At 70.0% G+C, this 25,184-nt stretch carries 20 protein-coding genes and 1 pseudogene; 9 read left to right on the top strand and 12 right to left on the bottom strand.

Features of this window, described 5'->3' with window-relative positions; all coding sequences use genetic code 11:
• The first annotated feature begins 35 nt into the window (after positions 1 to 35).
• Positions 36 to 914 (top strand): LysR family transcriptional regulator, encoded by an 879-nt coding sequence (locus V1227_RS01015; protein ID WP_329790499.1) that lies wholly within the window; start codon positions 36 to 38, stop codon positions 912 to 914.
• Here V1227_RS01015 and ilvD read toward each other — a convergent pair.
• The 4 genes from ilvD to V1227_RS01035 all read right to left on the bottom strand — a co-directional run bounded on the left by ilvD (position 891) and on the right by V1227_RS01035 (position 6,864).
• A complete protein-coding gene (ilvD, locus tag V1227_RS01020; RefSeq protein ID WP_236224938.1) occupies positions 891 to 2,579 on the bottom strand; it encodes a dihydroxy-acid dehydratase in 1,689 nt (562 codons plus the stop codon). The genes V1227_RS01015 and ilvD overlap by 24 nt on opposite strands.
• A gap of 19 nt (positions 2,580 to 2,598) precedes the next feature.
• Positions 2,599 to 3,768 carry an alginate lyase family protein gene (locus tag V1227_RS01025; RefSeq protein WP_329790500.1) on the bottom strand — a complete coding sequence of 390 codons (1,170 nt, stop codon included), beginning with the start codon at positions 3,766 to 3,768 and terminating at the stop codon, positions 2,599 to 2,601.
• 628 nt (positions 3,769 to 4,396) lie between these two features.
• On the bottom strand, positions 4,397 to 5,866 hold the full coding sequence (locus V1227_RS01030; RefSeq protein WP_442916437.1) for a DUF1996 domain-containing protein: 1,470 nt from the start codon (positions 5,864 to 5,866) through the stop codon (positions 4,397 to 4,399).
• Positions 5,867 to 5,958: 92 nt separating this feature from the next.
• Positions 5,959 to 6,864, bottom strand: coding sequence for a DUF4142 domain-containing protein (locus V1227_RS01035; RefSeq protein ID WP_329790501.1), 906 nt, complete (start codon positions 6,862 to 6,864; stop codon positions 5,959 to 5,961).
• Between the two features lie 137 nt (positions 6,865 to 7,001).
• Here V1227_RS01035 and V1227_RS01040 point away from each other — a divergent pair, with 137 nt between their 5' ends.
• The 3 genes from V1227_RS01040 (at position 7,002) to V1227_RS01050 (ending at position 10,719) form a co-directional block, all read left to right on the top strand.
• Complete coding sequence (locus V1227_RS01040) at positions 7,002 to 7,763, top strand: SGNH/GDSL hydrolase family protein (RefSeq protein WP_329790502.1); 762 nt, start codon at positions 7,002 to 7,004, stop codon at positions 7,761 to 7,763.
• 436 nt (positions 7,764 to 8,199) lie between these two features.
• Positions 8,200 to 9,531, top strand: coding sequence for a cellulose binding domain-containing protein (locus V1227_RS01045; RefSeq protein WP_329790503.1), 1,332 nt, complete (start codon positions 8,200 to 8,202; stop codon positions 9,529 to 9,531).
• A gap of 171 nt (positions 9,532 to 9,702) precedes the next feature.
• A complete protein-coding gene (locus V1227_RS01050) occupies positions 9,703 to 10,719 on the top strand; it encodes an MFS transporter (protein WP_329790504.1) in 1,017 nt (338 codons plus the stop codon).
• Here V1227_RS01050 and V1227_RS01055 read toward each other — a convergent pair.
• From V1227_RS01055 to V1227_RS01070, 3 genes and pseudogenes are all read right to left on the bottom strand, one after another.
• Complete coding sequence (locus V1227_RS01055) at positions 10,713 to 10,841, bottom strand: hypothetical protein (protein ID WP_329790505.1); 129 nt, start codon at positions 10,839 to 10,841, stop codon at positions 10,713 to 10,715. The genes V1227_RS01050 and V1227_RS01055 overlap by 7 nt on opposite strands.
• 62 nt (positions 10,842 to 10,903) lie before the next feature.
• Positions 10,904 to 11,464: pseudogene (locus tag V1227_RS40500) on the bottom strand (DUF1152 domain-containing protein); the annotation flags it as partial.
• A gap of 130 nt (positions 11,465 to 11,594) precedes the next feature.
• Positions 11,595 to 12,290 carry an LLM class flavin-dependent oxidoreductase gene (locus V1227_RS01070; protein ID WP_329790508.1) on the bottom strand — a complete coding sequence of 232 codons (696 nt, stop codon included), beginning with the start codon at positions 12,288 to 12,290 and terminating at the stop codon, positions 11,595 to 11,597.
• 135 nt (positions 12,291 to 12,425) lie between these two features.
• On the opposite strand from V1227_RS01070, the gene V1227_RS01075 reads away from it, so the two are divergent.
• From V1227_RS01075 to V1227_RS01085, 3 genes are all read left to right on the top strand, one after another.
• Positions 12,426 to 13,280: a bile acid:sodium symporter family protein gene (locus tag V1227_RS01075; RefSeq protein WP_329790509.1), complete on the top strand. Its 855-nt coding sequence runs from the start codon at positions 12,426 to 12,428 to the stop codon at positions 13,278 to 13,280.
• A 72-nt stretch (positions 13,281 to 13,352) separates the two neighbouring features.
• The gene (locus V1227_RS01080; RefSeq protein ID WP_329790510.1) at positions 13,353 to 14,738 is read left to right on the top strand and encodes a carboxylesterase/lipase family protein; all 1,386 of its coding nucleotides are present in this window, start codon (positions 13,353 to 13,355) and stop codon (positions 14,736 to 14,738) included.
• Positions 14,739 to 14,887: 149 nt separating this feature from the next.
• The gene (locus V1227_RS01085; protein ID WP_329790511.1) at positions 14,888 to 15,643 is read left to right on the top strand and encodes a lipopolysaccharide kinase InaA family protein; all 756 of its coding nucleotides are present in this window, start codon (positions 14,888 to 14,890) and stop codon (positions 15,641 to 15,643) included.
• On the opposite strand, the gene V1227_RS01090 is transcribed toward V1227_RS01085, so the two are convergent.
• Together V1227_RS01090 and V1227_RS01095 are read right to left on the bottom strand one after the other, a co-directional pair.
• Entirely contained in the window at positions 15,560 to 16,348 is a 789-nt protein-coding gene (locus tag V1227_RS01090) for an ABC transporter permease (protein WP_236224928.1), read from the bottom strand. The genes V1227_RS01085 and V1227_RS01090 overlap by 84 nt on opposite strands.
• Positions 16,345 to 17,283: an ATP-binding cassette domain-containing protein gene (locus tag V1227_RS01095; protein WP_329790512.1), complete on the bottom strand. Its 939-nt coding sequence runs from the start codon at positions 17,281 to 17,283 to the stop codon at positions 16,345 to 16,347. Before V1227_RS01095 ends, V1227_RS01090 begins: the two co-directional genes overlap by 4 nt.
• Before the next feature lie 99 nt (positions 17,284 to 17,382).
• Here V1227_RS01095 and V1227_RS01100 point away from each other — a divergent pair, with 99 nt between their 5' ends.
• Complete coding sequence (locus V1227_RS01100; RefSeq protein ID WP_329790513.1) at positions 17,383 to 18,132, top strand: TetR/AcrR family transcriptional regulator; 750 nt, start codon at positions 17,383 to 17,385, stop codon at positions 18,130 to 18,132.
• 206 nt (positions 18,133 to 18,338) lie between these two features.
• Positions 18,339 to 19,094 carry an anti-sigma factor family protein gene (locus V1227_RS01105; RefSeq protein WP_329790514.1) on the top strand — a complete coding sequence of 252 codons (756 nt, stop codon included), beginning with the start codon at positions 18,339 to 18,341 and terminating at the stop codon, positions 19,092 to 19,094.
• Between the two features lie 66 nt (positions 19,095 to 19,160).
• Here the strand turns inward: V1227_RS01105 and V1227_RS01110 are convergent, their stop codons facing one another.
• Genes V1227_RS01110 through V1227_RS01120 form a run of 3 tightly spaced genes read right to left on the bottom strand, consistent with a single transcriptional unit; the run spans position 19,161 to position 24,615 of the window.
• Positions 19,161 to 20,540 carry a nickel/cobalt transporter gene (locus V1227_RS01110; RefSeq protein WP_329790515.1) on the bottom strand — a complete coding sequence of 460 codons (1,380 nt, stop codon included), beginning with the start codon at positions 20,538 to 20,540 and terminating at the stop codon, positions 19,161 to 19,163.
• On the bottom strand, positions 20,537 to 21,829 hold the full coding sequence (locus tag V1227_RS01115; RefSeq protein ID WP_329790516.1) for a tetratricopeptide repeat protein: 1,293 nt from the start codon (positions 21,827 to 21,829) through the stop codon (positions 20,537 to 20,539). The genes V1227_RS01110 and V1227_RS01115 overlap by 4 nt, the downstream gene beginning before the upstream one ends.
• Positions 21,826 to 24,615 carry an aminotransferase class I/II-fold pyridoxal phosphate-dependent enzyme gene (locus V1227_RS01120; RefSeq protein WP_329790517.1) on the bottom strand — a complete coding sequence of 930 codons (2,790 nt, stop codon included), beginning with the start codon at positions 24,613 to 24,615 and terminating at the stop codon, positions 21,826 to 21,828. Before V1227_RS01120 ends, V1227_RS01115 begins: the two co-directional genes overlap by 4 nt.
• Positions 24,616 to 25,184 lie beyond the last annotated feature (569 nt).

A 25,184-nucleotide genomic window follows, 5' to 3' on the forward strand; every position in this document is an offset into this window, starting at 1 on the left:
AGGTCTGATACCCGCCGGGTATTAGGCTCGGAAGCGTGGACGACCTCGAGACCCGCGAGCTCCGGTACTTCGTCGCCGTCGCGGAGGAGCTCCACTTCGGACGCGCCGCCGAACGCCTCGGGATCGCGCAGCCACCTCTCTCGCGGGCGATCGTGCGGCTGGAACGGCGGCTCGGCGTCCGGCTGCTCGACCGGGACCGCCGCGGCGCCGCGCTCACCGAGGCGGGCCACGTGCTGCTGCGCGAGGCGCGGACGGCCCTCGACGCCGTCTCCGCCGCCGTGCGCCGGACGCGGCGGGCCGCGGACCCGGACCGGCCGCTCGTCCTCGTGACGAAGGCCGGAGCGTCCCACGAGCTGCTGCGGGCGCTGCTGGACGCGGTGGCGGCCGATCCCGGAGGGCCGCAGGTCGAGGTGCTGCTGTGCGAGGTGGGGGAGCAGGCGCGGCGGCTGCGCGACGGGCAGGCGGACGTGGCGGTCATGCACCACCCGTACGACGACCTCGCGGGGTTCGACACCGTGGACGTGCACGTCGAGAGCCAGGTCGCGATCGTCCCCGCCACCCACCCGCTCGCGGTCCGCGAGAGCGTGACGCTCGCGGAGGTCAGCGCCGTGCCGGACCTGCCGATCGCGCGCTGGCCGCGGCTCGACGGCACCTACCCGGACGGACCGGGACCCGAGGTGCGCACCCAGTCGCAGCTCGCCCAGCTCGTGGCGCTCGGCAGGACCCTGCTCGTCATCCCCGCCTCCAGCCGCGCCTGGCAGTGGCCGGAGCACGTCGCGGTGCCCGTCACCGACGCGCCGGAGGTCACCACGCTCCTCGCCTGGCCGCCGCACGGCCACTCGCCGGCGGTCGCCGCGCTCGTGCGTTCGGCGGCCAGGCTGCGCGGAGGGTCAGTCGCAGACCGCCCCGCGTGAGGCCGAGCCGACGAGCTTCGCGTACTTGGCGAGCACGCCGCGTTCGTAGCGCGGGGGCAGCGGAGCCCAGCCGTCGCGGCGGCTGTCCAGGTCGGCCTCGACGTCGAGCGTGCCCTCGGCGACGTTCAGCGTGATGCGGTCACCGTCCTGCACGAACGCGATGGGCCCGCCGTCGACCGCCTCCGGGGCGACGTGGCCGACGCAGAGTCCCGTGGTGCCACCGGAGAACCGGCCGTCGGTGAGCAGCAGGACGTCCTTGCCGAGACCGGCGCCCTTGATCGCCGCGGTGATGGCGAGCATCTCGCGCATCCCCGGCCCGCCCTTCGGGCCCTCGTAGCGGATCACCACGACGTCGCCCGCCGTGATCGTGCCGTCCTCCAGCGCGTCCATCGCGGCGCGCTCGCGGTCGAACACGCGGGCGGTGCCGGTGAAGACGTCCGAGTCGAAGCCCGCGGACTTCACGACGGCGCCCTCCGGCGCGAGCGAACCCTTGAGGATCGTGATGCCGCCGGTGCGGTGGATGGGCTTGTCGAGCGCCCGCAGCACCAGGCCGTCCGGGTCGGGCGGGGCGATGTCGGCGAGGTTCTCGGCGACCGTGCGGCCGGTGACGGTGAGGCAGTCGCCGTGCAGCAGGCCGGCGTCCAGCAGCGCCTTCATCACCACGGGCACGCCGCCGATGCGGTCGACGTCGGTCATCACGTGCCGCCCGAACGGCTTCACGTCCGCCAGGTGCGGCACGTTCGCGCCGATGCGGCTGAAGTCGTCCAGGCTCAGCTCGACGCCGGCCTCGTGCGCGATGGCGAGCAGGTGCAGCACGGCGTTGGTGGAGCCGCCGAACGCCATCACGACGGCGATGGCGTTCTCGAACGCCTCGCGGGTCATGATCTGCCGCGCGGTGATCCCCTTGCGGAGCATCTCCACCACGGCCTGACCGGACCGGCGCGCGAACCCGTCGCGGCGGCGGTCGGTGGCCGGGGGAGCGGCGCTGCCGGGCAGCGACATGCCGAGGGCCTCGGCCGCGCTCGCCATGGTGTTCGCCGTGTACATGCCTCCGCAGGCGCCCTCACCGGGGCAGATCGCGCGTTCGATCCGGTCGACGTCCTCGCGGCTCATCAAACCGCGGGAGCACGCGCCGACGGCCTCGAACGCGTCGATGATCGTGACCTCCTTCTCCGTGCCGTCGGAGAGGGTGACGCGGCCCGGCAGGATCGACCCGGCGTAGAGGAACACGCTCGCGAGGTCGAGCCGCGCCGCCGCCATCAGCATGCCGGGCAACGACTTGTCGCAGCCTGCGAGCAGCACCGAGCCGTCCAGTCGCTCGGCCTGCATCACCGTCTCGACGCTGTCGGCGATCACCTCGCGCGACACCAGCGAGAAGTGCATGCCCTCGTGGCCCATGGAGATGCCGTCCGACACCGAGATCGTGCCGAACTCGAGCGGGTACCCGCCCGCCGCGTGCACCCCGTCCTTCGACGCCTTCGCGAGGCGGTCGAGCGACAGGTTGCACGGTGTGATCTCGTTCCAGGACGAGGCGACGCCGACCTGCGGCTTCTCCCAGTCCTCGTCCCCCATGCCGACGGCCCGGAGCATTCCGCGCGCGGCGGTGCGCTCCAGGCCGTCGGTCACGTCGCGGCTGCGTGGCTTCACGTCCGGTGTCTCGGTCATGAGCGCACGCTAGTACGACTCAGGAGGGGTTGGCCGCGTGAGTCAGCGTCTCCCAGGCGATGAACAGGTTGTCCGTCCCCTGTGGACGCTGGGCCTCGGTGTAGCGCTGGGTGTTCGTCATCCCGATGCCCAGCCGGGTGTTCAGGGCGTTGAAGCTGACCTCGGAGGTCGGCCCGAGCTCGCGGGAGTAGCTGCCGCCGCACAGCCACGACGGCACCGGCTCACCGTTCTCGTACCTGGTGTGCAGGCCCCACGCGTGGCGCATCCGGTCCTTGATCTCGCCCCAGATGTCCTGGCCCTGGTGCCGCGCCGTCTCGGCGAAGTGCGAGGCCGCGCTGAGCCCGTAGGCGGTGTGCGCGAAGTCCCGGCACGTCTCCTGGGTGAGCCCGTCGACGAAGGTGGACTGGCCGTGCCAGTACGAGATGATCTCGGCCCGCGTGTCGATGCCGCTGCCCGGCGGCGTCTTCGGCAGGGCGCCGTCGCCGGTGAGGTAGATGAACGCCTGGATGCGCGTCCGGAAGATGCCGACGGCCTTGTCGTAGGCCGCCCGGTCCTCCAGGAACACCGCGATGCCGAGGCTCGCCTCCATCATGCTGAGCTCCCAGTTGCCGTTGGTGTTCGCACGGCCGTTCTGGATCTCGGGCAGGTAGACCTCGCGCAGCATCGTGCCGAACCTCGCGCTGTTCGGCCAGTTGCCGTGCACGTGCTTGATGATCTCCGCCGCCTTCGGCCAGCTGCTCGCCGACCACGCCGTTTGCAGCGGGGCGTTGGAGTTGGTGTGGTCGCGGATCGTCGCCGACCAGGCGTCCATGATCTGGATCGCCTTGGCCGCGTACCGGTTGTCGCGCGTCACGTACCAGATGAGGGACAAGGTGTAGGCCGCGATGGCGTCTTCGCGCTCGTCGGTGCAGCCGAGGTTGGGGTTGGAGTAGGACCCGCACTCGACGACGGCGCGGGGCTTCGGCGTGCGGTTGAGGTCGGCGTACTTCGAGGCGAGCATGCGGTCGTAGGCGAGCTTCCAGGGTTGTGCGCCCGCCAGGACCTTGGTGCGCATGAAGTCCAGCTGTGGCCGGGAGACGACGACTCCCGGGTGGACGAACGTCGCGGGCGCAGCCTGGGCTGAGCCGGTGACCGGGGCCAGCAGGGATGCCAGCAGGGCGATCAGTGCCGCGCAGGAACGGGTGACCATGCGGCTCAGTGTTGGTGGTCTATACCTTTGAGGTCAATCATTCCGGAACAAGGTTCACGGTGGTGAATTCGGGTGGGTCTGTTCGGGTGGTCGATGCCGGTTCCAGCGGGGTGGGTGCGCTAGCGCGGCCGGGTCACCTTGCGAGGGTGGTTCCTCAGGTCGGGACGAAACGCCGGGGTGGCGATTGGGGCTTGACCTCGAGCCTCTGGCGGGATGCTGGGACGGCCGGAAAGCCCGGGGCGAAAAGAGCCCCGGCCGTGCCCTGCGAGGGAGGCATCCCGCCCCCTCGAGGTAAAGCCCCAATCGCCTTCGTCGGTGCCGACCGCTACCCGGCGGCGCATAGTTCAGACGGCTCGCTTCGCATCGCCACGCCAGGCTGCGTGCGTGGCCGGGTTGCGATTGCGGCTGTCCGGTTGGGTGCGCGCGCCGGACTTGGGTGCGTGGTCGCCTTGCGTTGGCGACTGCGGCTGGTGCGCACCTGAACTGGGTGTGCGCCTGGCCCGGGTGCGTGATCGCGTTGCGTTGGCGAGTGGGTTGGGTGCCCGCACCTGTTGTGGCGCATGAGAAGTCCCCGGTGCGCGGGAGGTGCACCGGGGACTTCGCCTGGGTGAACTGCGTGGTCAGAGCGTCACTCGCGGCACTTCTTGCCCGAGTTCACGCAGTTGACCAGGCGGTTCATGATCTTCTGCGACATCACGTTCGCGAAGTCGTCGTGGTCGGTGAGCGGGTTGTGCTCCTCCTCCGGGAAGGAGTCGACCAGGTAGCGGCCGTCCTTCTGGACGTCCAGCGGGATGTTGTAGGTCAGCGAGATGCGCAGCTGCGGCACGGCCTTGAAGCCCTGCTTGCACTTGCCGTTCTGGTCGGGGAACACGATGTGGTCGCGGTGGTTCGCGGAGTCGATGTTCTTGCCGTCCCAGCAGCTCGGGAAGTCGTGCACGCGCTTGACCTTCGAGCCCTGCGGGCAGATCGGGTACTTGTCCATCAGGACCTTGTCCTCGAAGCCCGTGCAGGTCCAGGACGCTTTGGCGTTCTTCGGGCCGTTCTGGCCGGCCTTGGCGTCGCCGTAGAGGACGCGGAGGAACTTGGGCATCGCGACGACCTTGCCGGTCGGGCTGCCGCGGAAGGTGAGGTCGACGACGGCCGGGCGCTGGATCTCGCCCTCGTTGCCCTCGAGCTCGTTGTTGCCGTTCTCCTCGGCGTTGTTCTGGTTCTTCTTGTCCTCGGTGCCCTCGGCCTGGGCGTCGTCGCTGTTCTCGCCGCCGTTGTCGAGGCCCTGTTCGCCCTGGGCGGGGTCCTTGACGGCGCAGGCGGCGGCCGGGTTCAGGTCGGGGGCCTGCTGGCCCTGGCGGCTGAACGCCAGCATCATGCGGTTCAGGATGGCGGCGCGCTTCTCCCGCGTCGGGCCGACGATCACGTTGTCGCGGTCCTGGGCCTTGGTCGAGGCGACCTTCTTCTCCGCCTCCGCGGTCACCTTCTCGATGTTCTCGAGCTCGCGGTCGATCTCGGCCTGGGCCGCGTCCGGCACGTTCCCGGGGAGCAGCGAGGCGACGTCCGGGCACTCGAGCTGCGGCGCGTCCTTGGCGGCCTTGTCCTTGTCCTGCTGGGCCTTGTCGTCCTTCTTCGGCGGTGCCTGCTCCGCGGGCGGCGCGGCCTCGTCCGGCTCCTCGTCGATGATGCGCACGACGGGCCAGAAGTAGGCGGACTTGTCGCCGTTCTTGCAGGTCGTGCCCGCCGCCTGGAGTGAGGCGTTGTTGGAGTCCGCGTTCGTGGACAGGTTGCCGACGTAGTCGTGCAGGTGCTGGGCGCCGTTGCGGACGCCGGGCTGCGCGATGAAGTTGTCGGGGTTGAAGTGGCCGTTCTCGTTGCGGCCGCAGTCGACCGTGAACGTGCCTGTGGTGGCATCGTTTTCCGGTTTGGGTTTCTTGACGTTCGGCTTCACCTCGGTGATGTCGACGAACAAGCTCTTGTCCGCCCCGTCGGCGAGCGCGGAGCCATCAGAAGAACTGATGGCCACCACCGCGGCACTGCCCGCGACCACGGCCATCGCCGCAGCGGCGGCGGTGAGCCAGATCGTGGATTTCCTCCGGTGAATAGCCATGTGCCACCTCGTGGTAGTCCGATAAAACGGCATGCTGAAGCTGACGGCGGTAGGGCCGCTATCTTCGTGAAGAACCTGGGTGTGCTGTTTTCCTAGAACGAACGGGATTTCCGCCGGGATTTCTTGGAACGCGAGATGAACCGCATCCCCACCAGGGCGAGCGCGAGCACCGCTATCGCTCCGAAGAAGACGCCGTTGTTCTCACCGAAAACGCCCTGCTCGGCGGTGCGGGTGAACCTGGTGCCCTCGGGCACGGTGGGGATCACGCCGTCGGTGGGGTTCGCGGTCGCGTCCGCCGCCTGGTCGCCCGTCGCGTCCGGCGCCGCGGAGCTGTCCACGGGCGGAGGAGGCGCGAGCGGCTGCGGCGACTCGAGTCCCGCGAAGTCCACGCGACCGGTGTCCTCGAGCACCTTGATGTGGTCGAAGACGGTGATCATCGCCTGGGTGGAGAGGATGCGGATGAGCTCGTTCTTGGTGCCCGCCCGGATCTGGGCCGCGTAGGCGTACACCTTGCCGTGCGCCGCGCGGAGGCGGTTCGCGAAGACGGCGTCGAACTCGTCGCCGCTCGCCGCGTCCATCTCGGCGAGCCAGCCCTTCTGCTCGTCGGAGGCCTCGGTGGGCAACGTGTGGCCGAGCAGGACGCCCGCCCTGTTCACCACGTTGTCGAGGAGCGTGTGCCCCTCGATGAGGTGCTTGCAGGCCTCCAGGATCTTGGGCTGGTCGGGCCGCTTGGCCCTGCCCTTGTCGCCCGCCGGCTTCTCCCACAGCCCGGCCTGCTTGACGCGGTTCATGAAGTCCCGGTCGGCGGGTCCGAGCGGTCCCCACTGCGTCTGCACGACCTCGTCGCCCGTGCCGGCACTGCCGGGTGGCGGGGTGGAGATGGGGGTGGTGGGCGTCGTCGTGGCGGGCTGTCCGAGTGCGCTCCCGGTGTTGAGCAGCACGGCCAGCGCACAGCCGGCCAGCGCGACCACCAGTCGCGTCGGCCTTGCCAAGTCCATGGGGAGTCGCACGAACGGGGATACGGCCGGGAATGGTCCGGTGCCTCAGTTCGAGACTCTGCCGTTATCGAAACGTTATACACGACCTCGCAACCCCGGGAGAAGTAGCAGGAAAAGACCGACATAGGGTCCTGAGCATGAGCAAGCGTTTTGTGGCGTTGGGGGACTCGTTCACCGAAGGTGTGGGCGATGACGACGCCAGTCGTCCGAACGGGGTGCGCGGCTGGGCTGACCGCGTCGCCGACGTCCTGGGGGCCACCGACCCCGAGTTCGCCTATGCCAACCTGGCCGTGCGCGGCCGGCTGCTGCCGCAGGTGCTGGGGGAGCAGCTCGAACGCGCCCTCGACATGAAGCCCGACCTCGTCTCGCTCTACGCGGGCGGCAACGACCTCATGCGTCCCAAGGTGGACATCGACGGCCTGATGCGCCGCTACCGGGCGGCTGTGGCGCGCCTCGTGTCCGCGGGCGCGCGCGTGATCCTCTTCACCGGCGTCGACGGTGCCGACGACCCGGTGTTCCGCAGGATGCGCGGCCGCGTGGCCATCTACAACGAACACGTGCGCTCGATCGCCGCCGAGCACGCGTGCGTCCTCGTCGACATGTGGAACATGCGCCAGCTGCGCGACCGTCGCATGTGGTCGGCCGACCGCCTGCACCTCAACTCGCTCGGGCACACCGAGGTCGCCATCTCGGTCCTGGAGGGGCTCGGCGTGCCGCACGCGCTGGAGCGGACCCTGCTCGGCGTGGCCCCGCTCGTCGACCGCCGAGTCCGGCGCGCCGAGGACTGGAAGTGGGCCCGCGAGCACGTCGTGCCGTGGGTGGTGCGCCGGGTGCGCGGTGAGTCCTCCGGGGACGTCATCCGCCCGCGCCGCCCCGACCTGCTGCCGCCGTCGCGGTAGAACGTGTTCCTCGACGGCATCGTCTGGCGAGCTTGAATGCGGAGCAGGCTCGGCCTCGCGGGCACGATGCTGATGACCGCGGGCATCGCCGCGATCCTCTTCGCGTAGTGGGGCGTCGCGCACACCGGGTGCACGTTCGAGCAGGCCTCGTACGTCGTTTCGGGCGGAATCCCCGCGGGAACGGGAACGGGTACGGGCTGTCGAGGGCTGCGGAGCGCACCGGCGTGACGTGGGCGGCCCCGGTACCGGTTCCGCCCACGTCACCGGCTTCCATCGGTGGCCATCCGGCGACCATGTCGAGTGGACCGATCGTGAGAGCGTTCTCATGACCCACCCCGATGTGGTGAGATGATGTCCGCTTCCTCCTCTTGAACGAGTGGTTTAGACCAGTTAACGTGCCTGCCATCACGTACCCCCTGCACGTGAATGGAGCACCATGAAGAAGTTCCGCTGGCAAATCCTGACCGCAGGTCTGGCGATAGCCACCGTGGTCGGTGGCCTCCTCGCCGCGCCCGCGAGTGGCGCGACGGGCGTGACCGCGGCGTTCACCAAGACGTCGGACTGGGGCAGCGGCTACGAGGCCAAGTACACGATCTCCAACAGCGGCGGGGCCGCGCTCTCGTCGTGGACCGTCGAGTTCACGCTGCCGAGCGGGCAGTCGATCGCGTCGCTGTGGGACGGCAGCTACGCCGCCAACGGCCAGAACATCACCGTGCGCAACACCTGGAACGGCAACGTCCCGGTCGGTGGCAGCGTCAGCTTCGGCTTCACCGTGAAGGGTTCCGGCGCGAACCCCTCCAACTGCAAGGTCAACGGCGGTTCGTGCGACGGCGGCTCGCAGCCGACCACCACCACGACCACCACCACGACGACCACGTCGACCCCGCCGGTGCCCGGCACCGGGCGCGGCGCTCCCTACCTGTACCTGGGCTGGGGCAACCCGCAGAGCGCGACGCAGGTCATGAGCGCGACCGGCGTCAAGTGGTTCACGCTCGCGTTCGTGCTCTCCGGCGGCGGCTGCACCCCCTCGTGGGACAGCTCGCGTCCGCTGACCGGTGGCGTCGACCAGCAGACGATCAACGCCATCCGCTCCGCCGGTGGTGACATCGTGCCGTCGTTCGGTGGCTGGAGCGGCAACAAGCTGGGCCCGAACTGCGCGACCGCCGAGGCACTGGCCGGCGCGTACCAGCAGGTCATCAACGCCTACAACCTCAAGGCGATCGACATCGACATCGAGAACTCCGACGAGTTCGAGAACACCACGGTCCAGGACCGGATCCTGACCGCGCTGAAGATCGTCAAGCAGAACAACCCCGGCATCCAGACGATCGTCACGTTCGGCACCGGCACCACCGGCCCGAACTTCTACGGCGCTCGCCTGATCGACCAGGCCAAGGCCCTGAACGCGAACATCGACGTGTTCACGATCATGCCGTTCGACTTCAACAGCTCCAACATCCGCAACGACACGATCGGCGCGGCCACGGGGCTGAAGAACAAGCTCAAGTCGACCTTCGGCTGGAGCGACGCCGAGGCGTTCAGGCACGTCGGCATCTCGGGCATGAACGGCCTGTCCGACCACCGCGAGCTGACCACCGTCGACGACTGGACCGCGATCCGCGACTGGTCGAAGGCGAACGGCCTCGGGCGACTGGCCTTCTGGTCGGTCAACCGCGACCGCGGTGGCTGCGACGGTCAGATCGCCGCCCACTGCTCCGGCATCCAGCAGGCCGACCTGGCGTTCACGAAGATCACCGCCGGGTTCTGATCACACGCGGTTCCCGGACGACCACGAGCCGTCAGCGCCATTTATCCGGTGGCGCTGGCGGCTTATCCTTGTGCCATGCGTCGACGACATTGATCTTCAACCGATCTCTCCCGAACCGCGACGGCGTGGGCGTGGTGCTCGCACCTCATCCCGATCTACGCGCTGTACGCGTTGCTCTTCGCCGACAGCGGGCTGTCGGACTCCCAGATCTCGGTGCTGCTCGCCGTCTGGTCGCTCACCGCGGTGGTCTTCGAGGTGCCCTCCGGTGCCGTCGCGGACCGGTTCTCGCGGCGCAGTTCCCTCGTGGCTTCCGGTGTGCTGCAGGCGCTCGGGTACGCGGCCTGGGTGGTGTTCCCGTCGTTCTGGGGCTTCGCCGCCGGCTTCGTGCTGTGGGGGCTGGGCGGCACGCTGCAGTCGGGCGCGTTCGAGGCCCTGCTGTACGACGGGCTGGCGGCCAACGGTGACGAGGAGCAGTACGGGCGGCTCAACGCCCGTGTCGGCACCATCGAGCTGATCGCCCAGGTGCCGGTCGCCGTCGTGGCCACCGCGCTGTTCTCCCTCGGCGGCTACCGGCTGGCCGGCTGGATCTCGGTCGCGATGTGCCTCGCCTCGTCGGTGATCGCGCTGCGGTTCCCCGAACCCGAACGCGGCTCGGAGGACGACGACGAGCCCGGCTACTTCGCGACCTTGATGACCGGGCTCCGCGCGTCCGTGCCGATCAAACGCGCTGTCATCGCGGTGGCGCTGGTGTACGCCATCGACGCGTTCGAGGAGTACTTCACGCTGCTGGCCCAGGACTGGCACGTGCCGACGGTGTGGGTGCCGATGGCGACGATCGGCGTGCCGTTGACCGGCGCGGCCGGTGCCCACCTGGCGGGGAGGCTGCCGTTCCGCGGCTGGGTCCTGTTCGCCTCGGGCGTGCTGCTGGTCGTGGCGGCGTGGCTGGCCGTGCCGTTCGCGATCATCCTGTTGGGACTGTTCTACGGGCTGTACCGGTTCGTGCTGGTGCACGTGGAAACCGAGCTGCAGCACCGCATAGCGACCGACGCCCGTGCGACCGTGACGTCCGTGGCCGCGATCGGCTCGGAGTTCGTGGCGTTCGCGGTCTACGGCATGTGGGTGCTCGGCACGGCCTTCGCCGTCGCGGTGCTGGTCCTCGCCATCGCGGTGGTGGTGCGGCGTCAGTGAGGAAGTGCGCGCCTGGGACGGCGTTCCTCGAAGCTCTCGCGGTACTCCTCGATCGCGAGAGCGACGTCGAACGCCGTCCGCGTGTTCTCCAGCAACGGCAGGTAGTGCACGCCGCGGGCCAACGCGTGAGGTCGACGCTGAAGTACACGCCCATCAACGGGGTCACGAACAGCTCGCTGCCCTCGGTACGGGTCGTGAACCGCACGTCGCCGAACTCGCCCCGCAGGGAAGCCGCGATTTGGCCGTTGACGATGCTCGGTGACAACGGCGTCGCGTCCTGAGCCTGCTGCACGGCGGTCGTGTACGCGCGGGCCTCGTGGCTGTCCGACGGGATGGACAGGGCGCCGAGGTAGGCGCCCTGCCTGTCGAGCGCGGCGAGGTTCTCCAGCACGTGCGCGTGGCACACGCCGTGGTGCGCGTCGATGCCGAACCCGAGGCTGGTCACGATCTTCACGACGTCGTCGACACCGGCGACGGCGGCGAGGCTCGTCATGTCCTCCGTGGGAGTGCCGAGGTGCTGTTCGTCGCCGCGCAGAAGGATGTCCGTGCCGCCGTCGACGAGCACGATCGCGTCGATGGAGTGCTTTTCACGAGAGTGCGGTATGCCCTGCGCAACGGCCGCACACCCATGCGCGGGAACGCGTAGACGGTGTCGTTGAGGAACCGCGCGAGCTCGCGTTCGGGGAAGTAGGCGTCCTCGCCCGAGGTCTCCGGCTCGACGGCGGCGAGCCCGCGCTCCAGCCAGGCGTCGAGGTCGAGGCGTTCGAGGTCGCTGAAGCTCGGGCTGGCGTAGTGGACGTTCTTGCCCTGCTGGCGCAGCGCGACGCCGAGCGGGATGCCGGCGAACACGTCGAACCCGCCGCCCGCCCCGGCGATCAGGACGGTGCGTGCCGCGCGGAGCCGTGCGAAGAGCGGCGGTGTGGCAAGGCTGACCACACGTCCGACCCTGGCTTTTCCACGTCCGCGGGGCTGCTGACTTCGACCAGCAGGCGGTCCGGGGCGTGGGCGAGGCCGTCGTCGAGGTGCTTCGCCAGCACGCCGATCCTGGGGCGGGCGGCCCGGTCGCGGTACCGGGTGACGTGCTCGGTCCGGCCGGCGAACACGAACAGGCCGTCGTCGTTCTCCGCGGCCAGGTCGGCGATCTCGGGCGAACGCGTGCAGGCGTGCCAGACGTACGTGCCGCGCCACAGGGCTTTGAACGCCGCGTAGTGCTCGATCGTCAGCGGCAGGCCGTACTCGATCTCCTTGCCGAACCAGCCGAACACCTTGACCGTGTTGCCCCGTCCGAGCACCAGGTCCGTGCGGTCCGGGGCGAGGAGGGCGAGCCTGGCGTACTCGGCGGCGAGGCGTGCCGGGTCGTTCGTCGTGATCAGCGTGGTCGCCGTGGACAGTCGCAAGGTCGTCTTCGCCGCGATGTGGGCGAGCAGGACCGTGGGGGAGGACGAGGTGTACGGCGGGTTGTGGTGCTCGCCGACCGCGAAGACGTCGAAGCCCGCCTCGTCGGCCGCGATCGCCAGGGAGACGATCTCCGACGGCGGGAGGTCACCCGCCGTGAACACGCCGATCTGCACGGCGTCCAGTGTCCTGCACGAACACCGTGGAACAGGCCCGGTGCCGCCACCTGGCCTATTCCATCGGCGCGGACGTAACGCCAGGATCGTCCGAACAGATCGAACTGCACAAGCCGGACATCCGCGGAGGCCGCCGTGCCAGTCGTACAGATCTTCCTGCCACTGGCACTGGGCCTGGTCATGTTCGGCCTCGGCCTCACGCTCACCACCGAGGACTTCGCGAGGGTCGCCAAGTACCCCAAGGCCGCCGTCATCGCGCTCGTCTGCCAGGTCGTCGTGCTGCCCGCGATCTGCCTCGGGCTGGTGCTCGCGTTCGGGCTCGAGGGCGTGCTCGCGGTCGGCATGATGCTGCTCGTCGCGTCGCCGGGCGGCACGTCGGCGAACCTCTTCAGCCACCTCGCGGGCGGCGACGTCGCGCTCAACATCACCCTGACGGCGATCAACTCGGTGCTGGCGGTGTTCACGCTGCCGCTGGTGGTCGGGCTGAGCATGGCGCACTTCATGGCGGACAACGCCGAGGTCGGGCTGCAGCCGGCGAAGTTCGTGCAGGTCTTCGCGATCGTGCTGGTGCCGGTGGCGATCGGCATGCTGGTGCGCCGCAGGTTCGAGGCGTGGTCGCTGAGGATGAACGACCCGGTGCGCATCGCGTCCGTCGTGGTGCTGGTGCTCGTCATCATCGCGGCGATCGCGCAGGCGTACCGGCAGCTGATCGACAACATCGCGACGCTCGGGCCGGTGGCGTTGCTGCTGAGCGTCTTCAGCCTGCTGATCGGGTACTACGTGCCCAAGGCGTTCCGCGTCGACCGCAAGCAGGCCATCGCGAGCTCCATGGAGATCGGCATCCACAACGCCACGATCGCGATCACGCTGGCGCTCACGGTGCTCGACGACGAGACGATGGCGATCCCGCCCGCGGTCTACGGCGTGCTCATGTACCTGCCCGCGGCGGTGGCGGCGCGGTTGTTGTCCCGAACCAGGGCGACCGTCTAAAGCGGTTGCGGCCGTGGCTAGGTTGGGCGTGACATGCGTTCAACCACAACCACAACCACAACCACATCCACATTGCTGGCGGCCGTACTCCTGGCCGCGACCGCTGTTCCCGCCCACGCCGCGGGAACCGTCCGCACCGACACCGGATTCGTGTCGGGAACGACCACCGACGCCCGGCGCTCGTTCCAGGGCATCCCGTACGCCGCGCCGCCCGTCGGCGAGAACCGCTGGTGCGATCCGCAGCCGCCCAGGGCGTGGCAGGGCGTTCTGAAGGCGGAGAAGCCCGGTCCCCGCTGCGACCAGGCCGAGGACTGCCTGTACCTCAACGTCACCACGCCGCGGAAAGCCGTGAACCGGCCGGTGCTGGTCTGGATCCACGGCGGCGGCTTCACCAGCGGCGCCGGGGCCGACTACGGCGTGGACCGGCTGGTGGACGGCGGCTCCGTCGTCGTCACGATCAACTACCGCCTCGGCGCCTCCGGGTACTTCGGCTTCCCCGGGCTCGACGGGTCCGGCGCGTTCGGCCTGCGCGACCAGCAGGCCGCGCTCGAGTGGGTCCAGCGCAACGTCCGGCGCTTCGGCGGCGACCCGCGCACCGTCACGCTGTTCGGGGCGTCGGCGGGCGGGCTGTCGACCTGCGCGCAGCTGACCTCGCCCAGGACGCGCGGGCTGTTCCACCGGGCGATCATCCAAAGCGGACCGTGCCAGTTCGGCACCCCGGCGGGGGAGGGACGGGTCCAGCACCCGTGGGCCGACCGCGAGGACGTCGAACGGGCAGGAGCCCTGGCGACGGGGTGCCCGGACGTGACCTGCCTGCGCGGCCTCACGTTCGAGCAGGTGCAGGCGTTGACGCCGCAGTTCTCGTCACCCGCCCACGGAACGGAGGCGTTGCCGGAGAACCCGGTCACGGCGTTGCGGGAGGGGCGTTTCCACCGCGTCCCTGTGCTGGCCGGCACCGCTCGCGACGAGTTCTCGGTGTTCGCCGCGATGTTCTACGCGCCGCTGGACGCCGCCGGCTACGAGCAGGCGCTGACCGAGGGGTTCGGTGCCGCCGGGGCGAAGCGGGTCCTCGCCGCCTACCCGCCCCGCGGTGGTGACGAACGGGTGGCGCTCTCCGCGGCGCTCTCGGACATGACCTCGGCCTGCCCGACGGCCGAGCTGCGCGCGCAGACGCACGCGTTCGGCTACGAGTTCGCCGAACCGGACCCGCCGATGATCTTCCCGGGCATGCCGGAGTTCCCCTACGGCGCCTACCACGGCTCGGAGCTGCCGTTCCTGTTCGGGTACGGCGGCGTCGAGCTCACCGCCGGGCAGCGGGAGCTGGCGGACGAGATGGTGGGTGCGTGGACGAGGTTCGCGCGCACCGGGCGTCCCGGCTGGGCACGCCAGGACGTCCGGATCTTCGCGACCGGACAGGTCGCACCGGTCGACCACCGGTGCGACGTCTGGACCGGCTGAGCGACCCGAGCGGCGCGCGCCCGTGCGGCCTGCGGGCGCGCACGCCGTTCAACGGCACCTGGTATCCAGGACGCCGTCGAGGGTGACGGCTCCGGCGAGCTTCGCCGGGAGTCGCCGGTGGGAGCACCGCTGCTGCTGGAGGTGGGTGTTTGTTCCGCTTGCTGGAGACCGCCGTCCGCGTCGAACCCCTGGAGGGGGAGGGGCTCACCAACGTCCTGCACCTGGTGACGCTCGCCGACGGCCGCAAAGCCGTGCTGCGGCAACCGAAGGTCGCCCGCGACCTGCCGAAGTTCGTCGTGCCCGGCGCGCCGGAGGTCCTCGCGCACAACGGCCGCGGCGACGTGCTGGTCGAGTACGTCGAGGGGCGGACGCTCGCGGACGCGTTGCCGGTGTCCGCCGAGGTCTGGCGCAGCATCGGCCTGGCGTTCCGCAGGATCCACCGCGTCGGCCTGCTGCACAACGACGTGAACCTGCACAACATCATCGTGGGCGGCGGGAAGGCCACGCTGATCGACTGGGACAACCCGGGGCAGGGCAACCCGCTCGACGAGCTCGCGGCGTTCGAGGAACACCTCTACCTGCACGGAACCGAACTGCCGCAAGCGTTCTGGATCGGTTACGGCCACCAGCCCGACCCGGAGTTGCTGCGGGCGCACCGGATCGCGGGCTGCATCGGCTGGCTCGCGAGCGACGACTGGCGGCGGTGGGAGCACGACAGGGCTCTCCGGCCCGAGCAGCTGGCCAGGGTCCGGAACTGGCGGCGGCTCCTCGCGAGGTGGCTCGCCGGCCAGTTCCGGACGACCTGGCTCGAAAGCGACCGTCTAGCGGCTGAGGTTGCGGTACTTCAGCACCGACAGCGGCCAGAAGATCGCCACGAACACCGCCGGCCACAGCACGGCCAGTAGCAGCGAGTGCTGCGCGGCCCACGAGTCCCCGCCCACGCCGGGGTTGCCGAAGAGCTCCCGCGCCGCCGCGACCGTGGACGACAGCGGGTTCCACTCCGCGACCACCCGCAGCCAGCCCGGCATCAGCTCCGGCGAGACGAACGTGTTCGCGAACATCGTCAGCGGGAACAGGAACATCCACGACGCCTGGGCCGCCTCCGGCTTCACCAGCAGGCCGAGGTAGATGCCGATCCACACCAGCGCGAACCGCAACCACAGCAGCAGTGCGAACGCCAGCAGCGCGTTGAGCAGCCCGTCGTGGAACGACCAGCCGATCACCAGGCCGCACAGGGCGAGCACGAGCAGCTCCAGCGACGAGTTCACGAGGTCCGCGATGCTGCGCCCGGCCACCACGCCGGTCTGCGACATCGGCGACGCGCGGAACCGGTCCGTGACACCGCGGTCGGCGTCCATCGACACCATCATCAGCGTGGTGCCGACACCGAACGCGACGGTCTGCCCGAACATGCCCGGCAGCAGGAACTCGATGTAGTCACCGCCGCCGAAGACGTTCATCGCGCTGCCGAACACCAGGCCGAAGATCAGCACCGAGATGACCGGGTAGGCGAGGTTCGCGAACACCCTGACCGGCTCGCGCACCCAGTGGATCAGGTCCCTCCTGGCGACGACCCACGAGTCGACCGCCGCGAACTTGACCGCGTTCACGCCCGTGCCTCCGCCCTGTGCCCGGTGATCGCCAGGAAGACCTCGTCGAGGGTGGGCCGCCGCAGCGCGATGTCCTCGGCCTCCACGCCCTTCGCGGCCAGGGTCGACGCCACCCGCGTCAGCGCCGCGACCCGGTCGGTCACCGCCGCGCTCACCCGGAACGCGTCCGGGTCCACCTCGGCGTCCGGCCCGAGCACGTCCGCCACCAGCGGCAGCTCGTCGGCGTCGCGGACCACGACCTCGATCCGGTCGCCGCCGAGCTTCGACTTCAGCTCGTCCGGCGTGCCCTGCGCGGCCACGCGGCCGGTGTCGAGCACCACGACCTGGTCGGCGAGCTGGTCGGCCTCGTCGAGGTACTGGGTGGTGAGCAGGACCGTCGTCCCCTCCGCGACGACCCGCTTCACCTCCCGCCACACCTCGCCGCGGTTGCGCGGGTCGAGGCCGGTCGTCGGCTCGTCGAGGAACAGCACCGACGGCCGCATGATGAAGCTCGACGCCAGGTCCAAGCGCCGCCGCATGCCGCCCGAGTAGTGCTTGGCCCGCTTGTCCGCCGCGCCGGTGAGCCCGAACTGCTCCAGCAGCTCGTCGGCACGGGCCTCGGCCTGGCGCCGGGTGAGGTGGTAGAGCCGTCCCCACATGACCAGGTTCTCCCTGCCGGTCAGCACGTCGTCGACCGTCGACTGCTGGCCGTTCAGCGCCACCTGGCGGCGCACGGCGGGCGCCTCCCGTGCCACGTCGTGCCCGGCGACCTCCGCGCGGCCGCCGTCCAGGCGCAGCAGCGTCGCCAGGATGCGCACCGCCGTCGTCTTCCCGGCGCCGTTCGGGCCGAGCAGCCCGCACACCGTCCCCGCCGGGACGGCGAGGTCGAACCCGTCGAGCGCCCACTTCCCGCCGAACCTCTTGCGCAGGTCTTCCGCGACCACCGCGTGCCCCACGACTTCACCCCCGTGACTTGACTGCTTACGCTGTACGCTGAGTGTACGTTGTACACGGTTCTCAGGATTCACAGGCAAGGGCTTTGTGAAGGGGGCTGGGTGAAGAGCGATCGTGACCGGAGCGTGCGGCTGCTGTGGGAGCCGCCGGCGGAGGCGACGAGAGGGCCGAAGGCCGCGCTGAGCCAGTCGCGGGTGGTCGAGGCGGCCATCAAGGTGGCCGACGCCGAGGGCGTCGACGCGCTCACGATGCGGCGGGTCGCCGAGACGCTCGGCAACACCGCGATGTCGCTCTACCGGCACGTGCCCGGCAAGTCGGAGCTGCTCGACCTGATGGTCGACGCGGTCTGGGGCGAGACCCAGCACACGCCGAAGGGGCCGTGGCGGGAAGGCCTCGAGTTCTTCGCCCGTCAGATGTGGGCGATGTACCGCGCACACCCGTGGATGCTGCAGCTGACGACCTCGCGCCGCACGCCGGGTCCGCAGGCCATGACCCGCCAGGACGCGGCCTACGCCGTCGTGTCGGAGCTGGGCCTCGCGTCCGAGGAGGTCGTGGCGGTCGTGACGGCCGTGGCGCACTTCGTCGACGGCGTCGGCCGCACGATGGCGGACCGCGTCCAGGCCGAACGCGAGACCGGCGTGTCCGAGGAGGACTGGTGGAACGGCAGGGAGGCGCTCTGGGAGCACTTCACGCCCGACCGCCTGCCGATGATGACGCACATCTGGAACTCCGGCGGCTTCGAACGGCCGCTCGACGAGTTCGAGTTCGGTCTCGCGCGCGTCCTCGACGGTCTCGCGGTGTTCATCGAGTCGTCGGAGCGACCGGCAGTTCGTCCATCTACGTGCCTGTAGTCATTCGAGACTCCTTGAGTCGTCCGATCGAGTGAAAAGCGCAGCTCAGGCATGGCCGGAACCGTAGTTGCGCGGTCACGTAATGCCATTGTTATGCGATATCGGAATGAACTCGTTCGCGAGCTGAACCGACCACTCCTATCTGCCCGTTTTCCTTGTGACACCGTTTCGCCGCGGGGGTCGAATCGGGACGACGAGGAGGTCGTATGACAGCTGGCGCGCACGACGCGGTCACCCTTGGCTGCTACGCGCTCGGCGTTCTGGACGCGCACGAGAGTTTCGGCGTGGAGCAGCACCTGAGGGGTTGTCCGCCCTGCCGTGCGCAGGTCGCCGACTTCCACCGGATCCGCACAGCGCTCGACGACGTGCCTCGCGAGGCGTTTCTGCACGAGCTCGAGGACGACCTGCCCCAGCCTTCGGACCTGGTGCTGCAACGCACGTTGCGGCAGATCAGGCAGGAGTCGGCCATTCCCTCGCCGAGGGCGGCCGACCCGCGCCCGAGAGCCAGTCCGGTGCCGGTGGAGGAGCTCCCCGAACCGCAGCACGCCAAGGCCCGGCGCTGGCCGGGATATCTCGCCGCCGCGGCGATCGCCGCGGTGGTCGCGTTCGGGGGCGCCGCCGTGTTCGTGCAGAACCAGGCGCCGGGCACCAGCATCGCCTCCACCCGCACGGGCGAGGGGACGGCGGGCGGGGTCAGGCTGGTGGCGGAGATCGCGCCCTCATCGCAGGACCGGTACCTGGTGACGGCGGACGTGGACGGCCTGCCGGCCGCCCAGAAGTGCAAGCTCGTCGTCATCGGCACGGACGGCACGAAGACCGAGGCGTTCGCGTGGACCACGACCGAGAAGCAGCGGGTCGAGGGTTCCACCGTGCGGGGCATGGTCAGCGTCTCGCCCGACGAGGTGAAGTCGATCTCGATCGAGAACACCGAGGGCAAGGCGTTCGTGGTGGCGAACCTGTAAGGGCGGAAACAGCCGAAGGGCCCGGATTCAGATCGAATCCGGGCCCTTCGACTCACCACCGTGCAATTAAAGCGCCTGCGAAGTGAGCCAGCCACCGACCACGATCACCATCGCGGCTGTGCCGACGGGTGCGTAATGGGACAGAGCGCGGGTGGCACGGCCGTCCAGGATTTTCTCGACGCGTTCCCGCGCTTTCACGAGCAGCAGGCCGACCGCGGTGAGCGTGGCCGCCATGCCGACCCCGTAGCCGACGACGAGCAGCACGCCGAACCAGGTCCGGCCGAGCGCCATCGCCCCCAGCAGGACGACGAGCGCGGACGGGGAGGGGACCAGGCCGTTGGCCGCGCCCATGCCGATCAGGCTCCCGCGGCTGTACCCGTGACCGTGGCCATGCCCATGCCCGTGCCCATGACCGTGTGCCGTCGAGGCGCCGGCGAGCGCGGGTTCGCGGGTCGTGGACAGGGCCGAGCGCAGCAGCACCACGCCGATCAACGCGATCAGCACGCCGCTGACGAGCCCGAGCCAGCGCAGGACCTGCTCGCCGGCCAGCGCGCTGGACGCGCTGATGACGAGGCCGAGGACCAGCACGCCGCCGGTGTGCGTCGCCGTGACCGACGCGCCGACGACGAAAGCGTCCTTCGGCGTACCCCGGCGCCCGGCGAGGTAGGCGGCGATGAGCGTCTTGCCGTGACCGGGCAACGCGGCGTGCGAGGCACCCAGGACCAGGGAGAGCAGCACGGCCAGGAACCCGAGCCACGGGGTGAGGTCGTCGCTGCCCAGGATGTCGTTGAGGCGGGCCGCCGTGGCGCTGAACGACCCCACGGGGGAGCCGGTGGCCCTCTTCGGCTCGGACCCGGTGCCGGGTTCGGCGGTGAACGCGGCCGAACGCACGTCCACCGGGTCGCTGAGCAGGTCTTCCGGGTAGGTGCGCAGCTCGTCGCTGATGCTCTCGGTGGGCACGTCCGCGCCCGCGAGCCGGACGCCGGTGCCGGCGGCGGTGATCTCGCGCCAGCCGACCCGGTCGGCGTTCGACTCGTCGCGGAACTCGAGCCTGGCCGGGCGGGTGAGGTCGACCCGGGCGGTGAACTCGCACACCAGCCGCGTCGTGGGCAGGTCGGCCTGGCCCGCCGGGTGGTCCTTGGTGGAGCTCGACAGCGTCCAGCCGATCCGCCGTCCGTCCACGGTGGACACACCGGTCCGGGAGACCTCCTCGCACCACTGCCGGGCGTCGCGGGTCTTCAGGTTCTCCTGCAGCGTCGGGATCTCCGCGACGTCGACCACGGACCGGAGGTCGACGCGGTCCGGGTGCAGGTGCAGGCCGTGGTAGTGGTTGACGCTGAAGTTGCCGAGCGGGTGGGCCGACGCCTCGCCGGTGATGAGGAAGATCCCGGCGAGCAGCAGGGCGACCACCAGGACCGGTCGCACCACCCAGCTCGACAGGCTCACCTGCCGCCCCGGAGCTCCGCGAGCTTGCGGCCCGCCTTCAGAGCCTGCAACGGGGAGAAGTTCGGATTCAGCGTCAGCGCCCGCACCAGTGCCTCCTGGGCCTCGGCCACCCGGCCGAGCGCGGCGAGGATCATGCCGCGGTGGTAGGAGAACGTGGCGTTCTGCCAGCCAGGGGCGATGGCGCGGTCGGAGTAGCTCAACGCCTCCGCGTCCCGGCCGTTCACGTGCAACGCCCAGGCCATCGCGTCGGCCACGAAGACGCTCTGCCGGCGGCCCCACTCGGCTTCCGCACGGCGCAACGCCTGCACGCCGTCACCGCGGTCGGCGGCGACGAGGGCAGCGGCCAGGTCGTCGGAAGCACCCTGCGACTCCATCAGCCGTTGTTGCTCGGTCAGCACGCCGTACTGCCTGGCGGCCTCGTCGGTCTTCCCGGCGGCCTCCAGCAGCTCCGCGTACTCCTGCAGGTACTGGGGCAGGGGAGCGCGGGCCACCAGCCTGCGGTAGTCCTCGAGCGCCACCGGGACGTCACCCCGCGCCGCCGCCACCTTGGCCATGCCTTGGGTGAGAGTCATGTCGTCTCCTCTCGCCGCCAGTCCCTGCTCGTAGTGCTGCGCGGCTTCGTCGAGCCGGTTGTGGTCGAACGCGAGTTCGCCCAGCCGGTAACGGCAGAACGCGATCTCCTCGGGCGTCGAGGCGGCCTTCAGCGCGCGGTGCATCGCGGCGCGGGCGCCCTCGACGTCGCCGTGGAGCTCGAGGTGGAAGGACGCACGGGCGAACGACGCGGTGTTCGGCTTGAGGTCGAGCATCCTCTGCACCGCGGCCTGCGCGCCCGCGTCGTCGCCGAGCTGCGTCAACGCGTCCGCGAGCACGCCGTGCGCCTCCGCGGAGGACGGCAGCGCGGTGATGGCCCTGAGGGCCCAGTCGCGGGCCGCGTGGAAGTCGTGGCGGGCGTTGGCGAGCGTGCCCATGCCGATGGCGGCGGGACCCGTGTCGCCCGCGTTCTTCAACGCGCCCTCGGCCTTCGCGTAGTACGAGGGGTCGGCCGTGACGCGCGCCAGCTCCACATAGGACGATCCCAGCTGCGCCCAGGAAGCCTGGTCCTGCGGAAGCGCGTGCAGCCGCTGCTGCAGTTGGTGCACCACCCGGTGCATCTGGTTCTGCCGCGCCACGGCCGGAACGGGAGGCTCGCCCCCGGCCCTGCTGCCGGCAGGACCGGAGGCGGCGAGGTGGGCAAGCGCCGCGGTGACCAGGAGACCCACCGCGACGGCCCGCCGCTGCTGGTACCTCACTTCGAGTGCGACCCGTACTTGCGGATCGACTGCTGGCGCTTGCGCCAGAGGAAGAAACCGGCGCCGAACACGGCCGCCGAACCCACCGCGGTGGTCATCGCCATCGGGTCGATCGTGCCGATCTTGCCGACCGGGTTGACCGCGACCTCGGCGGTGGTGCCCGAGGCGTTGACCGCGGTGCCGTTCCGGGGCAGGCCCACGTACGGGAAGGCCGCCTCGAACGGCTGGTCGTTCGCGTCGACCTTGTCCCCCGCGGCGAGCGCCTCGACGATCTTGCCCGACGCCGCGGCGCCCTCCATCGCCTGCACGGCGATGTCCACCACGTCGTCGGTCAGCCGCCGGCCGTTCGGGAAGCCCTGCGTGTCCCCGGCCAGCAGGCCCAGCCGGTTCGGGTTCGCGTTCGGCTCGATCATCATGTTCAGCCGCAGCATCTCGCTGGGGCGGAAGCGGTTCTTGTCGACGTCGGCGTTGTCGACCTGCGAGTTCAGGTCGGCGTTGATCTGCCCGCCGAGCTTCTTCGTGATGCCCGTCAGGAAGATCTCCGCCAGGTCGTCGCGCTGGCCCTGCGGCGCCGGGATCTTGTAGATCTGCTCGACCAGCTTCGGCAGCTCCGGGTTCACGACCCGGTCGACGAGCTCCTTCACGCCGGCGTCCTGGTCGGGGCGCAGGCCGTTGAACGCGTCCTTGAGGCCCGCGGGCGCCACGACCTCGTTCACCAGCGGGTTGCCCAGCCGCGAGACCTGCACGAAGTCGCCGACCGCCTCGGCCTTGCCGGGCGAGAGCTTCATCGTGCGGCGCTGCGTGGTGCTCCACACGCCGATGTTCGGGTTGCGGTGCATGTCGTTCTTCAGCGCCAGCGCGTTCCTGGGCAGCTGGACCGCGATCGTGTTGACGTTGTAGCCGCGCAGCGTGTCCTGGCCGACCTCGCTCAGGTTGCCGCCGTAGAGCAGGTCGAACACCCGCAGGTCGGCGAAGAACGCGTCCTCGGACGGGCCCACGTAGACCTTGCCGCCACCGGGGATCTGCACGACGGCCTGGTCGCGCAGCTTCTTGAAGTCCGGCATCGACGCGGGGCCGTTCGGCGACGGCGCGACCGGGGCGTTGGCGACCAGCTTGACCTTCTGGCCGCTCTCGTAGACCGCCTCGAGGTCGTAGCGCTGCCGGAACAGCAGGTTCTCGTCGTCGAGCGAGTCCACGACACCGTTGGTGTAGAGGAACGTGTTGTTCTTGCGCCGGTCGTCGTCGCGGAACTGCCAGCGCAGCGTGATGTCCGGCTTCGCGTCACCGTCGTTGTCGATGTTGAAGTCGTACTGGGCGTCCTCGGCCCACGGGAAGAAGTTGGGGCCGCCGTTGGGTTCCTGGAACCCGGACCAGTTGCCGACCAGCGTGACGGTGTCCTTGTGGTCAGGGCTGACGAACGCGTACAGGTCCGTGTTGTCGACGGCCGGGTCACCCGCGATCAGCGGAGCCTCGCGGTGCGACGACGCCGTGGCGTCCGTGCCGCCGAACAGGGCCGCGTTGAGCAGTGTGGCGCCCACCAGCGCGGCCGCGGCCACCTGGCCGCGCCGACCGCTGAGGACGTGCGGTGATGACATCTCTGGTCTGCCTTTCAAGGGGTTCAGGCGCTGTGCATGAGGAGCGACGGTTCGCTCGAATGGCTCGCGTGGTCTGTCGTCCACCTCGGTTGCGTGAAGTCGCGGATGCCCTCGACGAGCCGGTCGACGTCGTGCTCCGGCCGCACCACCAGGCGCGCGAACCGGCTGCTCATGCCGAGCTTGTTGCCGCACTCGCGGATGAAGACCTGGTGGCGGGACAGCAGGTGGTCGCGCAGCTCGCGGCCGTCCACCCCGCCGCCGAGCTTGACCAGCAGGAAGTCGGCCTGCGAGGAGTAGACGGTGAGGTCGGGGACGCGCGAGAGCTCCACGCCCCATCCGGTACCTGTCGCGCGACAGCAGGCGCAGGCTCTCGGCGTACTCCGCCTCGTGCTCGGCCAGCATGAACACGGCGGTCTCCGCCAGGGAGTCGAGGTTCCACTTCGGCAGGGTCCGGCGCATCTTCCCGGCCAGCCCCGGGTTCGCGACCAGGTAGCCGAACCGGACGCCGTGCAGGCCGAAGTTCTTGCCGAGGCTCTTCAGCACGACCACGTTGGGCCGGATGGACGCCTCGGCGGCGACCGACGGGTTGCGCTCGACCTCGACGAAGTCGACGAACGACTCGTCGACCACGACCAGGTCCAGGTCGGCGAGCTCGTCCAGGAACCGGACGATCTCCCGGCGCGGCAGGTAGCCGCCGTCGGGGTTGTTCGGGTTGCAGATCACGGCGACCCGGCTGCCGCGGGCCCTGATGAACTCGATGTACTCGTCGACGTCCAGCTCGAAGTTGTCGCTCTCCTGCAGCGGGAACATGTCGACGCGCTTGTCGCTCTCCATCGGCTGGTCGGTCCAGCGGCCGAACGCCGGGATCGGGACGGCGACGCTCTCGTGGATCCACAGGTGGTCCGTCCACGTGATGAGCTCGGTGCTGCCGTTCGACATCGCGATCGTGGCCGGGTTCAGACCGAGGACGGTGCAGAGCTGCTGCGCGATCTTCGACGAGTCGCTCGGGTAGAACTCGAGGACCGCCTCGAGGTTCTTCGACAGCTCCTCGAACATCTGCGGCGTCGGGAAGTACGGGTTGCACGGGATGCAGAAGTCCACGAGCTCGCCCGCACCCGTCCGCGACAGCTCGAAGTAGGACGGGCTGTGCGCGGTCTGCCGGAACAGACCCGAGTCCACACCATGCCGCACGCGATCACTCCGTCCCCCGGTCCGTCTCCGACACCGGGGCATACGTGCCGTTGCCGATCCCGGTTCACGGCTCCGTCTCGGGAAGGTCTCGGAACGGTCTCGCGTGCAACCCGACCCCGTCCGGGGTCTCGGGAGCGGGGAACGGCACTTCGCCCGGTTCTGCCGGTGCCGCGACCGGTCCGCTTCCAGTCCGGTGTGGACAGACGGCTCGGCGGGCCTTCCGCAGGGGTCGAACGGGCCCATCCGACCTTCCTCAAGGCCTCGTGGAGGAGGTGGTCGCCACGCTCGGTCACCGACCGTGACGCCGCGAGCCGCTCGCCTCGGGGCGTGACCTGCCGACCCACCGCTGAACTGCCCCGGGCCGCCGCTCACCGATGTGAGGGCTCCCGCCGGGCGGTAAGGCTCTGAAATGCGGGTACTCCCCGGCTGCGCCTGATGCGAAGACCGTGGTCACGGCGCTGTGACGCAGCACCCGCCGCCCGTTCCGTGGTCATCACGGGCGTCGTGCAAAAAATTGTCAGAGGGTCCGGATACCCTGCTGGCAGTCCGCACACGATCCAGGGAGCAGT

It is taken from the genome of Lentzea sp. DG1S-22, from assembly GCF_036321065.1.
Classification (GTDB): domain Bacteria; phylum Actinomycetota; class Actinomycetes; order Mycobacteriales; family Pseudonocardiaceae; genus Lentzea; species Lentzea jiangxiensis.

Excerpts from the sequence above, each read along its gene's own strand:
- ilvD (WP_236224938.1), bottom strand. The coding sequence starts at position 2,579 with ATGACCGAGACACCGGACGTGAAGCCACGCAGCCGCGACGTGACCGAC.
- V1227_RS01025 (WP_329790500.1), bottom strand. The coding sequence starts at position 3,768 with ATGGTCACCCGTTCCTGCGCGGCACTGATCGCCCTGCTGGCATCCCTG.
- V1227_RS01030 (WP_442916437.1), bottom strand. The coding sequence starts at position 5,866 with ATGGCTATTCACCGGAGGAAATCCACGATCTGGCTCACCGCCGCCGCT.
- V1227_RS01035 (WP_329790501.1), bottom strand. The coding sequence starts at position 6,864 with ATGGACTTGGCAAGGCCGACGCGACTGGTGGTCGCGCTGGCCGGCTGT.
- V1227_RS01040 (WP_329790502.1), top strand. The coding sequence starts at position 7,002 with ATGAGCAAGCGTTTTGTGGCGTTGGGGGACTCGTTCACCGAAGGTGTG.
- V1227_RS01045 (WP_329790503.1), top strand. The coding sequence starts at position 8,200 with ATGAAGAAGTTCCGCTGGCAAATCCTGACCGCAGGTCTGGCGATAGCC.
- V1227_RS01105 (WP_329790514.1), top strand. The coding sequence starts at position 18,339 with ATGACAGCTGGCGCGCACGACGCGGTCACCCTTGGCTGCTACGCGCTC.